This window comes from Amycolatopsis sp. NPDC114505 (genome assembly GCF_055633615.1).
The window spans coordinates 354,296-368,370 of the sequence record NZ_JBVKDV010000004.1; the positions used below are offsets into that span (position 1 = coordinate 354,296).

The window sequence follows — 14,075 nt, forward strand, 5'->3', positions numbered from 1 at the left end:
CCTACTACTTGTAGCGCCTAAGCAACGACGAAACATAGCTGTTATCCCGGTGGCGTTCGCCACATGGTTGTATCTGAATGTTCTTCACATTCGGGGGTGGTTTCGTGACCGGGCTGCACGGGGCGCACGCGGTGATCACGGGCGGGTCCAGCGGGATCGGCCTGGCGACGGCGGCGGCGCTGGCCGCGCGCGGCGCGTCGGTGTCGCTGGTGGCGCGGGACGAATCGCGGCTGCGGAAGGCTTCGGTGTCGCTGAAGTCACGCGGGGCCTCGGTGCGGACCGCCGTCGCCGACGTCTCGTCGCAGGCCGAAGTGGAGCAGGCGTTCGCGGAGCTGGTGGCCGCGGCGGGGCCGTGCGACGTGCTGGTCACGTGTGCGGGCCAGGCGCGTCCGGGCGAGTTCCTGGAGCTCGACGACGAGGTCTTCCGGCGGATGGTCGAGGTCGACTACTTCGGGACGCTGCACGCGGTCCGGGCGGTGGCGCCGTCGATGGTCCGGCGGCGGTCGGGGTCGATCGTGGCGATCTCGTCGGCGGCCGCGGTGCTGGGGATCTACGGGTACACGGCGTACGCGCCGGCGAAGTTCGCGGTGCGCGGGCTGATGGAGGCGTTGCGGGACGAGCTGAACCCGGCCGGGGTGCACGTCGCGTGCGTGTACCCACCGGACGTCGACACGCCGCAACTGGTGGAGGAGAACCGCTGGAAGCCGGCGGAGACGGCGGCGATCAGCGGGACGATCCGCCCGATGGCGGCCGAGGCCGTCGCGTCGTCGATCGTCCGGGCGGTGGAGCGGGAGCGGTACGCGGTCTACCCGGACCGGTCGGTGGCCCTGCTCGCGGCTTTGGGCCCGCTGGCCGCGCCGTTCCTGCGCCGGATGGTGGACCGCCGGGTCCGTCACGCCCGCCGAGCCCGTGCTTGAAGGGGCATCACGCGTGATCAGGGAGGCATCACGCGTGTCTGGAAAGGCATCACGCGTGATTGGAGAGGCATCACGGCGATGCCCGCTCAATCACGCGTGATGCCCGCCTGGACACGCGTGATGCCCGCTCAGTCACGCGTGATGCCCGTTCAAGCACGTCAGGCGGGGCGGATCGCGCCGGTTACCGCCCAGTTTCCGGAGCGCCAGCGGACCAGGACGAACGCCAGGCGGAGGACCATGAACAGCGAAAGTCCGGTCCAGATGCCCGTCAGGCCCCAGCCGAAGCCCAGGGACGCCCAGATCAGCGGCAGGAAGCCCAGTGCCGCGCTGCCGAGGGTCGCGTTGCGGAGGAAGGCCGCGTCGCCCGCTCCCAGCAGGACGCCGTCGAGGGCGAAGACCACCCCCGCGATCGGCTGCAGCGCCACGAAGAACCACCACGCGTGCGGGATCTCCGCCAGCACCCCCGGGTCGGACGTGAACGCGTGCGGCAGCACCCACGACAGCGCCGCGAACAGCACGCACAGGAAGCACCCCAGCAGCAGCCCGTACCCGGTGATCTGCGCCGCCACGCCCCGCGCCTGCCGCGCCGCGTTCGCCCCGAGTGCCGCCCCCACCAGGGACTGCGCCGCGATCGCGACCGAGTCGAGCACCAGCGCCAGGAACGTCCACAGCTGCAGCACCACCTGGTGCGCGCCCACCGCCTCGGTCGACGTCCGGGCCGCGACGGCCGCCGCCGAGACGAAGCACGCCTGGAACGCCAGGCTGCGCAGCACCAGGTCGCGGCCGAGGCCGAGCTGCGCGCGCATCACCGTGAAGTCCGGCCGCAGGCCGACCTTCTCCCGCACCAGGGCCGCGATGAACAGCGCCGCCGAGATCACCTGCGCGACGACGTTGGCGATCGCCGAACCCTCCAGCCCCAGCCCGGCCCAGTAGACGAGCACCGGGCAGAGCACGGCCGAGATCCCGTTGCCCGCCAGGACGTACCGCAACGGCTTCGCGGAGTCCTGGACCCCGCGCATCCAGCCGTTGCCGGCCATGGTGACCAGGATCAGCGGCGCCCCGAACAGCGCGATCCGGATCCACGACACCGCCGCCGACGCGACCTCGTCGCTGCCCGACAGCACCCGCGCGATCGGCCAGGCCAGCAGCTGCCCGGCGACCAGCACGAAGAGCCCGACGAACACCGCGAGCCACGTCGCCTGCACGCCCTCGCGGACCGCGTCGGCCCGGCGGCCGGCGCCGTGCAGCCGAGCGGTGCGCGACGTCGTGCCGTACGACAGGAACGTCAGCTGGCTCGACACCTGGGCCAGCACGACGCCGCCGAGCGCGAGCCCGGCCAGCGGCAGCGCGCCCAGGTGGCCGACCACCGCGGTGTCGACCAGCACGTACAACGGCTCGGCGGCCAGCACCCCGAGCGCGGGCACGGCCAGGCCGAGCACGCGCTTCGCGGGGATCCGCTCCGTTTCCTCCACGTTCACCACGATCCGGACTCTAACCGCCGGGACCGACAGTTCCGGCCGTCGGGAAGGTCACAGCAGCGGCGCCCGCTCCAGCGCCTCCCGCAACCCGGCCAGGACCTCCTCGGCGGTACCCGCGATCATGCAGCCCGCGGCCTGCCGGTGCCCGCCGCCGCCGAACTCCGCCGCCACCGCCGAGACGTCGATCCCGATGGAGCGCAACGAGATCTGCCACTGCGCCGGGTTCGTGACGTCCTGTTTGAGCACCGCCGCGACGGCCGCCTCGCGCACCGAGCGGACGACGTCGATCACCGACTCGACCTCTTCGGCGCGCACCGTCCGCGCGGCGTCGACGCGGACCACGGCGTGCACGAAACCCTTGCCCTGCGCGGCATCCGGTTCCAGAGAAGCCTCGCGTAGCACGGACGAGAGCATCGGCAGCCACGCGAACGGCCGCTCGTCGACGATCTTCCGCACCACCGCTTCGGCGTCGACGCCCGCCTCCAGCAGCCGGGCCGCCATCCGGTGCGTCTCCGGGCTCGCGCGGCGGAACCCGCTCGTGTCGGTGACGATCCCCGCGTAGATCCCGCGTGCGATCGGCTCGTCGAGCTCCACGCCCAGCGCGTCCAGGATCCGGAACACGAGGATCGCGCTGGCCTCGGCGGACTCGTCGACGACGTTGCAGGTGCCGTAGAACGTGTTGGTCGCGTGGTGGTCGACCACCAGCACCGAGCCGGCCAGCTCGACGCGCCCGGCGAGCCGGCCCAGCCGCTTCGGCACCGGCGTGTCGACGCAGACCAGCAGCGCCTCGCTGTCGGGCAGGTCGTCCGGGTGGGTCAGCAGGCCGTCCTCGTCGAGCCACCTCAGCGTCTCCGGGGCCTCGTCGGGCTCGCCGAAGGACACTCGGACGCGAGCGCCACGCTGGAGCAGCGCCCGGCCGAGGGCGAGCGCGCTGCCGAGGGCGTCCGCGTCCGGGCGGACGTGGCCGAGCACCGTCACGTCGGTGGCCGACGCGAGCAGGGCGGCCGCGTCCCGGATGTCCTGCGCCAAAGTAGGGGTCACGGTGCGTCACGCTACGCTCTGCGGGATGCCTGAGTACGTGATCCTGGTCCACCCGTCCGCCAATCGGGTCTACGCCGCCTCCTCCCCCGCGCTGCTGCGCGCCGAGCTGGCGGTGTTCGGCGCGGCGCTGTCGGCCGAGCTGTCCGGGATCGAGGAGGTCGAGCTCGGCGGCGTCGGCTACGTGCGCTTCACCAGTTCGGCGCCCCTGGGCGAGCCCGACCTCGCGCTGCTGTCGAACCTGTCGTCGCTGTACGCGCTGTTCGAGCTCGGTGACGGCGTCCTGCGCCCGGTCACCGTGACGCCGCTGGCGAAGGCCGACTCGGACCTGCTGACCATCCTGAAGTACGCCGGCAAGACCAACGAGACGTTCACGAAGCTCCTGCTGAACGTGACGCTGCTGGCGACCGCGGACCCGTTCTCTGGCAAGCCCAAGTACCTGCTGGACCCGCTGTGCGGCCGCGGCACCACGCTCAACCAGGCGATCATGTACGGCCTGCACGCCACCGGGCTGGACGTCGACGCCAAGGACTTCGAGGCCTACGAGGCGTTCATCAAGACGTGGCTGCGCAACAAGCGCGTCAAGCACACCGCCGACTCGGGACAGCTGCGGCGCAACAAGGTCCGCCTCGGGCGCCGGCTCGACATCGAGTACGCGCTGGACAAGGAAGACTACAAAACGGGCGACACCCGCAAACTCACCTACTTCCAGGCCGACACGCTGACGACCGACGAGGTGCTGCGGGCGAACTCGTGCGACGTGATCGTCACCGACGCGCCGTACGGCGTGCAGCACGGCAGCCACCGCGAAGCCGGTCTGCAGCGCAGCCCGCGCGACCTGCTCGCGGCGGCCGTCCCGGTGTGGACGCGCGTCCTGCGTCCCGGCGGGGCGCTCGGCATCTCTTGGAACACGACCGTGCTGCCGCGTGAGGAGCTCGTCCAGGTGCTGCGGAAGTCCGGGCTCGACGTCCGCGAAGGCGGGCCGTGGGAAGAGTTCACCCACCGGGTCGACCAGGCCATCCTGCGTGACCTGGTCGTCGCGGTGAAGCCCTCGTCTTGAACCGATAGAGCCTGAGTCGACAAAGCGCTACTGGGTCAGCTCACCCCGCGCCGGTGCCGGCGCTTGCCCGTTCTCCTCCGGAGCCACCGGGGCCGGCGCGGGCGGCGTGCTCAGCCCGCGCTTCACCGAGTCCAAGATGGACAGACCCTGGCCGACGAGCCCCGCGGCCATCTCGCCGAGACCGTCGGCGCCGTTGAGGATGTTGACGTTCGCACCGGACAGCCCGCGTCCCGCCTCCTTGACGATCTGCGGCAGCTGGTCGATGAGCATCCGGTCGAGCGCGACGCGGTTGTTCGACGCGGCCGCCTCCGCCTGCACGCGCATCTTCTCCGCCTCGGCCAGCGCCAGGATGCGGATCCGCTCGGCCTCCGCGTCGGCCGGCTTGATCACCTCGGCGACCAGCTGCTGCTGCCGCAGCTCGGCCTCGCGCTGGGCCAGCTCGGTGCGCGCGTCGATGACCTCCTGCTGCGCCTTCGCCTGCGCGAGCGGCCCGGCCTGGGCGGCCTCGGCCTGCGCCGCCTCGACCTCGGCGCGGTACTGCGCCTGCACGATCGACGTCTGCCGGGCGTACTCCGCCTGCGTCCGCTGCGACTTCTGCTCGGCCTCGGCCGCCGTCTGGTTCGCCACCGCCTGGGCGATTTGGGCGTCCCGCTGGATGGCGGCGTTGTGCGGCGCGGCCATCGCGGCGATGTAGCCGAGCTTCATGTCGTCGATCGACTGGATCTGCAGCGCGTCGACGGTCAGCCCGATCTTGGCCATCTCCACCGCGGAGCCGTCCAGCACCTCGGTCGCGAGCTTCTGCCGCTCGGTGATGATCTCCTCGACCGTCATCGACCCGATGATCGAGCGCAGGTGGCCGGCGAAGATCCGGCCGGTCAGCACGGACATCTGGTCCTGGTCGGACAGGAAGCGCTGCCCGGCGTTGACGATGCTCTCGGTGTCGTTGCCGACCTTGAACGCGATCACCGCCCGGACCGTCAGCGCGATGGCCTGTTTCGTGACGCACACTTCGGTCACTTCGGCCTCACACATGGAAAGCGTCAGGAACCGGACTTTCCGGAAGACCGGCATGACGAACGCGCCGTGGCCGGTGACGACCCGGAACGGCGACGACCCGCTGCTGTGCTTGCCCCCGGAGATGAGCATCGCCTCGTTGGGGGCGGGAACGCGATAACCGAACACCGCTGTCCTTCCGCGAACACTTAGGAAGCAGGATCCGAGGCGTCCCACGCCACGACGTCGACCGTGCGCCGGCCCCGGGTTTCCACGACCAGGACGGTCGTGCCCTTCGGCAGCTCCGTGTCGGACCAGGCCAGGAAGGTTTCCAGCCCACCCCGGATCCTGATCAGCACCTCCCCCGGGCCCCGCTGCCCGCGGGTGCCGACGAGGAGGACTCCGGTCCGGCCGGCCGGCGAAAGGTCGGAGTGCACGGGTGCCCGACCTCCCCTCGGTGGCCGCCTCGGTGCGGGTGAGCCCCCGCTGGTTCCCATTGTGCTCCCGGCGGACGCGGGCGGCGGGCACTGTGAGGTTCCGATCAGGAGGCAACCACGCGGGTCTCTCGCGCGTGGGGACGGATGTCCGGCTTGGCTATACTCCGGAGCGTGACGGTCGAGCAACGCCCCCTGCGCGCGGACGCCCGGCGCAACCGGGAGGCGCTGGTCGCGGCCGCGCGGGAGGTGTTCGGCGCCAAGGGCGTCGACGCCCCGCTCGACGAGATCGCCCGCCGCGCCGAGGTCGCGATCGGCACCCTCTACAACCGGTTCCCGACGCGAGCGGACCTCGTCGAAGCGGCGTTCCTGCCGACGCTCGAAGAAGCTCGAGCCGTGACCGAAGAAGCCCTCGCCCTCGACGACCCCTGGGACGGTTTCGTGCTCTTCCTCGAACGGTCGGTCCTGATGCAGGTCAGCGACCGGGGCTTCACCGAAGTCTGCTCACGGGTCTTCGATCCGGCGTCCGGACTGGAGAAAGCCAAGCACGCCAACGCTTCCCGGATGAACCGGATCATCACCCGGGCCCAGGAGGCCGGGGCGTTGCGACGGGACTTCCGCGGCGAAGACCTGGCGATCGTGTTCGCCGCGGCGACGGCGACCCCCGACTGGCGGCGCGCGCTCGGCATGGTCCTCGACGGGCTGCGCGCGCGATGAGCTGGCTCGCGGACACCCGCACGTCGTACGACACGGTCGCTTCGAGCTACGCGGAATTCGCCTCGGACGCCTTGTCTTCCCAGCCCTACATGCGGGCGGCGCTGACCCTGTTCGCCGCCGAGGTCGACGGCCCCGCGGTGGACGTCGGCTGCGGCCCGGGTCAGTTCACGGCGTTCCTGCACTCGCTGGGCGTCGACGCGTCCGGCATCGACCTTTCACCGGCGATGATCGACATCGCTCGCCGGACGCACCCCGGCCCGCGGTTCGAGGTCGGTTCGATGACGGACCTGGCCCTGCCGGACGCGTCGGTGGCGGGCGTGCTGGCGTTCTGGTCCCTGATCCACGTCCCGGACGACGACGTCCCGGTGACCCTCGGGCACTTCCGGCGCGTCCTGCGGCCGGGCGGCCTGCTGATGATCGGCTACCACGTCGGCGCGGGAACCCGGCTGAAGACCGAGGGCTACGGCGGCCACCCGATGCGGGTGAACGTCCACCTCCGGCAGCCGTGGTGGCTGGCGAAGCGGGTGCGCGCGGCGGGGTTCACGGTCGAGGCGGAGTGGTCGCTGAACCCGGAAAACAAGGTGTCGCAAGCGATCCTGTTCGCGCGCGCGTCAGCTTAGGCGCTGTCCCACGAACTTCAGGACGTCCGGCAGGATCCCGCGCCAGTACTCGTCCTTGTGACCGCCCGGCGAAAACTTCGACACCGCCGGGTTCGCGGCCTTCACCAGCTTGCGGTTCGCGCCCAGGAACGGATCCGCGTCGCCGCACCAGATGCCCAGCTGCTCCGCGCGCAGCTCTTCCGTGTGCAGCAACGGTTCCTCCGCGCGCCAGTTGTCCTCGCCGGAGAACACCTTGCGGCTGCGGGCATCCGGCCAGCTGACGAACAGCGCCGCGCTCGCCGTGGCGACCGCCTTCAGGTCCGGGTGGGCGCGGGCGAAGCGCAACGCGCCGAAGCCGCCCATGGAAATGCCGAACACCGCCGACGCCGGACGCAGGTCGCGGCCCGCCAGCCAACCCGGGACTTCGTCGGTGAGCATCCGCTGCGGGTCGTCGCCGGACCCGACGTCGGCCCAGTAGTGGTCGCCGTCGACCGCGGCCACCGCGAACGGCGGGGTGCCGGCGCGCACGGCCGCCGTCAGCGCGGCGGGGACGCCCAGTTCGAGGAACGTCCGCGCGCGAGCGCCGCGACCGTGCAGGGCCAAGCACACCGGCAAACCCGACGACGGAACGCCTTCGGGGGTGATCAGGACCAGGTCGACGTCCGTGCCGCGGGCGGCCGACGGCATGCGCTGGACCGTCACCGGCTCACGCACCGGGGACGGACCGGTCGGCGCCGGCACCGCGGGCGGGCCCGGCGGCGGCCCGGACGGGGAAGCCGAGCAGCCCGCCAGCAGCGCCAGTGCGCTGCCGGCGAGCAAGCCGCGGCGGGAGAGCACGGGTCAGCCCCGGCTCTCCTTCTCCGCGAACTCGTCGACCTCGACGTCTTCGGTGTCGTCTTCGTCGTCGGCGTCTTCGCGAGGCGCCTTGTACGGGTCGACATCGCCGGCGTGCTGGGCACCGGCCGAGCGACGCGCGACCTCCGCGTCGGCCTCGCGGGCCTTCGCGAGGAGGTCCTCGATCCGCTTCGACTCCTCGGGGATGGTGTCCGCGACGAACGTCAGCGTCGGGGTGTAGCGGACCCCGGTGCCCTGCCCGACCTTCGTGCGGAGCATCCCGCGCGCCGATTCGAGCGCGGCGGCGGCGCCGGCGAAGTCCGGGGGGACGTCCAGCTTCTCGCCGAGCACCGTGTAGTACACCGTGGCGTCGTGCAGGTCGCCGGTGACCTTCGTGTCCGTGATGGTCACGTAGTCGAGCCGGGTGTCCTTGACCTCGTGTTCGATCGCGGACGCCACGATCTGCGAGATCCGCTTGGCGAGCTTGCGAGCCCGAGCCGGATCAGCCATGTCGTTCTCCTAGAAAAGTCAGTCGTCCGGGCCGAGCAGCCGGCGGTGCGCGGAAAGCAGTTCGAACTCCGGCCTGCTCGCCACGTACCGCTCACACGAGTCGAGCACGTCACGCACGTGTTCGCCACCTTCGGCGACCACGGCCACCCCGATGAGGGTCCGGCGGTGCAGGTCGGTGTGCCCGGCTTCGGCCACCGAGACGTCGAAGCGCTTGCGCACCTCCGCCAGCACCGGACGGACCACGGATCGCTTCTGCTTCAGCGAATGGACGTCACCGAGCAGGATGTCGAGCTCGAGGGCTCCGACGAACATAGGCAATGGGTGGTGTCGTAGGAATGGGAAGCGAATCCCCGGGTGTGCGGCCGAAACCGCACACCCGGGGACACACGCCTTACGCGCGCGGCTTCTCGCGCTGCTCGTAGGTCTCGATCAGGTCGCCGACCTTGAGGTCGCCGTACGAGCCCAGCGTGAGACCGCACTCGTAACCTTCACGGACCTCGACCACGTCGTCCTTGAACCGCCGCAGCGAGCTGATCGGCAGGTTCTCCGCCACGACGGTGCCGTCGCGGAGCAGACGGGCCCGGGCGTTGCGCCGGATCTCGCCGGACATGACCAGGCAACCCGCGATCGTGCCGATCTTGGAGGACTTGAAGACCTCGCGAACCTCCGCGCGGCCCAGCTCGACCTCTTCGTACTCCGGCTTGAGCATGCCCTTGAGGGCCTGCTCGATCTCGTCGATCGCCTGGTAGATGACCGTGTAGTACCGGACGTCGACGCCCTCGCGGGTGGCCCGCTCGGTCGCCTTGCCCTGGGCGCGGACGTTGAACCCGAGGACGATCGCGTCGGACGCGGTCGCCAGGTCGATGTCCGACTCGGTCACGCCACCGACACCGCGGTGGACCACGTTCAGCTCGACCTCGTCGCCGACGTCCAGCTGGAGCAGCGAGGCTTCGAGGGCCTCGACCGTACCCGAGTTGTCACCCTTGATGATCAGGTTGAGGCTGTTCGTCTCCTTCAAGGCGGAGTCGAGGTCCTCGAGGCTGACCCGCTTGCGGCGCGACGCGTTGAGCGCGTTGCGCGTGCGAGCGGCGCGGCGCTCGGCGATCTGCCGGGCGACGCGGTCCTCGTCGACCACCAGGAAGGTGTCGCCCGCACCCGGCACCGAGGTGAACCCGATGACCTGGACGGGACGCGACGGCAGCGCCTCGGTGACGTCGACGTTGTGCTCGTCGACCATCCGGCGGACGCGGCCGTAGGCGTCACCCGCCACGACCGAGTCGCCGACGCGCAGCGTGCCGCGCTGGACCAGGACGGTGGCCACCGGGCCGCGGCCGCGGTCGAGGTGCGCCTCGATCGCGACACCCTGGGCCTCCATGTCCGGGTTGGCCCGGAGGTCCAGAGCGGCGTCGGCGGTCAGCAGGATCGCCTCGAGCAGGCCGTCGATGTTGATGTTCTGCCGCGCGGAGATCTCGACGAACATCGTGTCGCCGCCGTACTCCTCGGCGACCAGGCCGTACTCGGTCAGCTGCTGCCGGATCTTGTCCGGGTTCGCGCCTTCCTTGTCGATCTTGTTGATCGCGACCACGATCGGGGCCTTGGCGGCCTGCGCGTGGTTGATCGCCTCGACCGTCTGCGGCATCACACCGTCGTCGGCCGCCACCACGATCACCGCGATGTCGGTCGAGTTGGCACCACGGGCACGCATGGCGGTGAACGCCTCGTGACCCGGGGTGTCGATGAAGGTGATCAGGCGCGGGTTGCCCTCGAGCTCGGTCTCGATCTGGTACGCACCGATGTGCTGCGTGATGCCGCCGGCCTCGCTCTCGCGGACCTTCGTCTTCCGGATCGTGTCGAGCAGTCGGGTCTTACCGTGGTCGACGTGACCCATGATGGTCACGACCGGCGGCCTGACCTGCAGGTCCTCTTCGCCACCGGCGTCGTCGCCGTAGGTGATGTCGAAGGTCTCCAGCAGCTCGCGGTCTTCTTCCTCGGGGCTGACGACCTGAACCGTGTAGTTCATTTCGCCGCCGAGCAGCTCGAGGATGTCGTCCGACACGGACTGCGTCGCGGTGACCATCTCGCCGAGGTGGAAGAGCACCTGCACCAGCGAAGCCGGGTTGGCGTCGATCTTCTCGGCGAAGTCGGTCAGCGAAGCACCCCGCGGCAGCCGGATCGTCTCGCCCTGCCCCTTGGGCAGGCGGACGCCGCCGACGCTGGGCGCCTGCATGTTGTCCATGTACTCCTGGCGCTTCTGCCGCTTCGACTTGCGACCCTTGCGCGAGGGACCACCCGGACGCCCGAAGGCACCCGCGGTGCCACCACGGCCACCGGGGCCACCACGGCCACCGCCGCCGCCGCGGAAACCGCCGCCGCCGGCCGGGGCACCGGTGCCGCCACCCGGACGGAAACCGCCACCGCCGCCACCGGGACCGCCGCCGCCGGGGCCGCCGCGGAAGCCACCGCCGCCGCCACCGCCACCGGGACCGCCGCGGAAGCCACCGCCGCCACCGCCACCGGGACGACCGCCGCCGCCACCGGGGCCGCCACGGGCGCCGCCACCGGGACCACCGCGAGCGCCACCGCCGGGACCGGCCGGGCGCTGCGTGCGGCCCGGCATCATGCCGGGGTTCGGCCGCGGGGGCATGTTGCCCGGGCTCGGCCGGTTGCCACCGGCGCCGCCACCGGGACGGGGAGCCGGACGGTCACCGCCGCCACCGGTCCCGCCGGGACGCGGCGGGCGGTTGTCGCCGCCCTGGCCGCCACCCGGGCGCGGGCCCTGCGGACGCGGCGGGGCGCCGGAACCGACGCCGAACGGGTTGTTGCCGACCCGCGGGGTGCGCGGACCGGGCTTCGGACCGCCGGGCTTGGGGCCCTGCGGCTTCGGCGGGACGACCGAACCGGTGTTGCCCGAGGGCGCGGCCGGGGTCTCCTGCTTGGGTGCGGCGGGCGCTTCGGCCTTCGCGGCCGGGACCTGCTCCTGGGGAGCGGGCGCGGCCGGCTGCTGACGCGGGCCGGGACGCGGACCGGGGCCCGCGGGACGGCCACCCGGTGCGGCGGCCGGCTTCGAAGCCGGTGCCTGCTGCTGCGGGGCCGCCGCGGGGGCGGCCTTCGCCGCGGGCGCCTGCTGCTGGGGAGCGGGCGACGCGGGCTTGGGCGCGGGAGCGCCCGGCTTGGCGGCCGGGGGCCCGGGGCGCGCCGACGGACCGGGGGTCGGAGCGGGCTTCTTGGCGCCCTTGGGCGCGTACGCGTCCCGGAGACGGCGGGCGACGGGCGCCTCGACCGTGGACGACGCGGACTTTACGAACTCGCCTTGTTCCTTCAACTTCGCGAGAACGTCCTTGCTGGTAATGCCGAGCTCCTTAGCGAGCTCGTGTACTCGGGCCTTGCCTGGCACAGCTCTCCTCATCTAGGGGAGGCCAGGCGGAGAACCCGCTGACCTCGTCCTTATTGTCTCGCGTTCATGGCTTCAGCTTCACGGCTGACTCATGACGGGTCGACCTGCTTCCTTGGTTCCTCGCGAAGCCGGGTATGTCCCGGCCTCGTGGTGCGAAGTGGTGCGCCCGACGTGCTCGCCGACCTCGCGAACGTCGAGCGCCCCGGGAGCCCGCAAGGCTCTCGGGAAGGCTCGCCGCCGTTCGGCCTTGGCCAGGCAGTCCGGGTCGGGGTGCAGCCAAGCTCCCCGGCCCGGCAGCCGCCGACGTTCGTCGACGACCACCCGCCCGGCCACCGCGACCACGCGCAGCAGCTCACCGATCAATGCCCGCCGCTTGCAGCCGACACAAGTCCGCACCGGAGAATTCCGGTGGGGCTGGTGCTCGGCTACCCGCCGCGGGCGTTGAACCACTCCTGAGTCTAGCGCTTCGACCTTCACTCAGCCGAACCGGTTGCCGCGGCGGGCCGCGACGGACCGGCGTGGTCTTGATCACCCTCGTCGTCCACCGGTGCGGCGTCGCTGCGGATGTCGATCCGCCAGCCGGTCAGGCGGGCGGCGAGGCGGGCGTTCTGGCCCTCCTTGCCGATCGCCAGCGACAGCTGGAAGTCCGGCACCACGACGCGGGCGGTCTTCGCCCGCTCGTCCACTACTCGTACCGAAACAACCTTCGCCGGGGACAGGGCATTCCCCACGAACCGGGCCGGATCCTCCGAGTAGTCGATGATGTCGATCTTCTCACCGGCCAGCTCGCTCATCACGTTGCGCACGCGCGCGCCGACCGGGCCGATGCAGGCGCCCTTGGCGTTCACGCCCGCCACGGTGGACTTCACGGCGATCTTCGTGCGGTGCCCCGGCTCGCGCGCGACGGCGGCGATCTCGACCGTCCCGTCGGCGATCTCCGGGACCTCCAGCGCGAACAGCTTGCGCACGAGGTTGGGGTGCGAGCGCGAGAGCGTGATCTGCGGGCCACGGTTGCCGCGCGAGACGGTGACGACGTAGGCCTTGATCCGGCTGCCGTGCTCGTACGACTCGCCGGCCACCTGCTCCGCCGACGGCAGCACGCCCTCGGTGTCACCCACCTGGACCACGACCATGCCGCGGGCGTTGGCGCGGGCGTCGCGCTGGATCACGCCGGCGACGATCTCGCCCTCCTTGGTGGAGAACTCGCCGAAGGTCTTCTCGTGCTCGGCGTCGCGCAGCCGCTGCAGGATGACCTGGCGCGCGGTGGTGGCGGCGATCCGGCCGAAGCCCTCGGGGGTGTCGTCCCACTCCTCGTCGGTCTCGCCGTCGTGGGTCAGCGTGCGCGCCAGCACGCGCACCAGGCCGGTCTTGTGGTCGATGTCGATGCGGGCGTGCGACTGGTGGCCCTCGGTGTGCTTGTACGCGGTGAGCAAGGCCGTCTCGATGGCCTTGATCACCGTTTCGAAGGGGATGTCCTTGTCCCGTTCGATCGCCCGCAGCGCGGCGATGTCGACGTTCACTTCTGCCCCTTCTCCGTCTCGGCGGCGATCATGCCGGACGCGTCGTCTTCGAGCAGTTTCAGGTCCTCGGCGGGCGGCTGCTTGAACTCGATCTCCACGACCGCCTTCGCCACGTCGGCGTAGCGGACGTCGCGGATCTTGCCGCCTTCGAGGACGCGGGCGGCGTCCTCGCCCGCGTGACCGACCCGGCCCACGAAGGCCGTGCCCTCGGCCGGGGTGATCTTCACCAGGCGGAACCGCGCGCGCCGCCAGTGCCGCCGCTCGACGAGCGGGCGGTCGAGGCCCGGCGAGGTGACCTCCAGCGTGTACGCGCTCGCGAGCACGTGCTCGTTCTCGTCGAGCGCCGCCGAGACCTTGCGGCTGACCTCGGCGACCTCGTCCAGCCCGACACCGTCGTCGGAGTCGACGACGACCTTGACCAGCTGCCGCCGGCCGGCCTGCTGCACCTCGAACGAATCGAGGTCGAAACCCGCGGCGGTGACGGCTTCGGCCACTATCGGCTGAAGCCGGCTGGCGAGTTCTCCTGGCACGTGGGGCTCTCCTTGTTTCGGAACGCGGTGGCGCGGGTCGGTGGTGGACCA

Annotated in this window: 15 protein-coding genes; 4 read left to right on the forward strand and 11 right to left on the reverse strand. The window is 71.5% G+C overall.

The window, feature by feature from the left end; all coding sequences use genetic code 11:
- Positions 1-104 precede the first annotated feature (104 nt).
- A complete protein-coding gene (locus ACZ7OU_RS39855; protein ID WP_470246171.1) occupies positions 105-917 on the forward strand; it encodes an SDR family oxidoreductase in 813 nt (270 codons plus the stop codon).
- Between the two features lie 158 nt (positions 918-1,075).
- On the opposite strand, the gene ACZ7OU_RS39860 is transcribed toward ACZ7OU_RS39855, so the two are convergent.
- Together ACZ7OU_RS39860 and ACZ7OU_RS39865 are read right to left on the reverse strand one after the other, a co-directional pair.
- Positions 1,076-2,395 carry an MATE family efflux transporter gene (locus tag ACZ7OU_RS39860; RefSeq protein ID WP_470259677.1) on the reverse strand — a complete coding sequence of 440 codons (1,320 nt, stop codon included), beginning with the start codon at positions 2,393-2,395 and terminating at the stop codon, positions 1,076-1,078.
- 51 nt (positions 2,396-2,446) lie between these two features.
- The gene (locus tag ACZ7OU_RS39865) at positions 2,447-3,436 is read right to left on the reverse strand and encodes a DHH family phosphoesterase (protein ID WP_470259262.1); all 990 of its coding nucleotides are present in this window, start codon (positions 3,434-3,436) and stop codon (positions 2,447-2,449) included.
- Positions 3,437-3,461: 25 nt separating this feature from the next.
- On the opposite strand from ACZ7OU_RS39865, the gene ACZ7OU_RS39870 reads away from it, so the two are divergent.
- Positions 3,462-4,493: a TRM11 family SAM-dependent methyltransferase gene (locus ACZ7OU_RS39870; protein ID WP_470259263.1), complete on the forward strand. Its 1,032-nt coding sequence runs from the start codon at positions 3,462-3,464 to the stop codon at positions 4,491-4,493.
- Between the two features lie 27 nt (positions 4,494-4,520).
- Here the strand turns inward: ACZ7OU_RS39870 and ACZ7OU_RS39875 are convergent, their stop codons facing one another.
- Together ACZ7OU_RS39875 and ACZ7OU_RS39880 are read right to left on the reverse strand one after the other, a co-directional pair.
- A complete protein-coding gene (locus ACZ7OU_RS39875) occupies positions 4,521-5,675 on the reverse strand; it encodes an SPFH domain-containing protein (RefSeq protein ID WP_470259264.1) in 1,155 nt (384 codons plus the stop codon).
- Positions 5,676-5,695: 20 nt separating this feature from the next.
- Entirely contained in the window at positions 5,696-5,923 is a 228-nt protein-coding gene (locus ACZ7OU_RS39880) for a hypothetical protein (RefSeq protein WP_470259265.1), read from the reverse strand.
- Positions 5,924-6,094: 171 nt separating this feature from the next.
- Here ACZ7OU_RS39880 and ACZ7OU_RS39885 point away from each other — a divergent pair, with 171 nt between their 5' ends.
- Entirely contained in the window at positions 6,095-6,637 is a 543-nt protein-coding gene (locus ACZ7OU_RS39885; protein ID WP_470246166.1) for a TetR/AcrR family transcriptional regulator, read from the forward strand.
- Positions 6,634-7,257 (forward strand): class I SAM-dependent DNA methyltransferase, encoded by a 624-nt coding sequence (locus ACZ7OU_RS39890; RefSeq protein ID WP_470246165.1) that lies wholly within the window; start codon positions 6,634-6,636, stop codon positions 7,255-7,257. The genes ACZ7OU_RS39885 and ACZ7OU_RS39890 overlap by 4 nt, the downstream gene beginning before the upstream one ends.
- Here ACZ7OU_RS39890 and ACZ7OU_RS39895 read toward each other — a convergent pair.
- The 7 genes from ACZ7OU_RS39895 to rimP form a co-directional block, all read right to left on the reverse strand.
- Positions 7,249-8,073, reverse strand: coding sequence for an alpha/beta hydrolase (locus tag ACZ7OU_RS39895; protein ID WP_470246164.1), 825 nt, complete (start codon positions 8,071-8,073; stop codon positions 7,249-7,251). The two genes, ACZ7OU_RS39890 and ACZ7OU_RS39895, sit on opposite strands and share 9 nt — an antisense overlap.
- 3 nt (positions 8,074-8,076) lie before the next feature.
- Entirely contained in the window at positions 8,077-8,580 is a 504-nt protein-coding gene (rbfA, locus tag ACZ7OU_RS39900; protein WP_470246163.1) for a 30S ribosome-binding factor RbfA, read from the reverse strand.
- Between the two features lie 18 nt (positions 8,581-8,598).
- Positions 8,599-8,892: a DUF503 domain-containing protein gene (locus ACZ7OU_RS39905; protein WP_470246162.1), complete on the reverse strand. Its 294-nt coding sequence runs from the start codon at positions 8,890-8,892 to the stop codon at positions 8,599-8,601.
- Between the two features lie 79 nt (positions 8,893-8,971).
- Positions 8,972-11,974 (reverse strand): translation initiation factor IF-2, encoded by a 3,003-nt coding sequence (gene infB, locus ACZ7OU_RS39910; RefSeq protein ID WP_470246161.1) that lies wholly within the window; start codon positions 11,972-11,974, stop codon positions 8,972-8,974.
- 78 nt (positions 11,975-12,052) lie between these two features.
- Positions 12,053-12,370, reverse strand: coding sequence for a YlxR family protein (locus ACZ7OU_RS39915; protein WP_470246160.1), 318 nt, complete (start codon positions 12,368-12,370; stop codon positions 12,053-12,055).
- A 77-nt stretch (positions 12,371-12,447) separates the two neighbouring features.
- Entirely contained in the window at positions 12,448-13,494 is a 1,047-nt protein-coding gene (gene nusA / locus ACZ7OU_RS39920; protein WP_470259266.1) for a transcription termination factor NusA, read from the reverse strand.
- Positions 13,491-14,024, reverse strand: a complete 534-nt coding sequence (gene rimP / locus ACZ7OU_RS39925; protein WP_470246158.1) for a ribosome maturation factor RimP — start codon at positions 14,022-14,024, stop codon at positions 13,491-13,493. Before rimP ends, nusA begins: the two co-directional genes overlap by 4 nt.
- Positions 14,025-14,075: the final 51 nt, after the last annotated feature.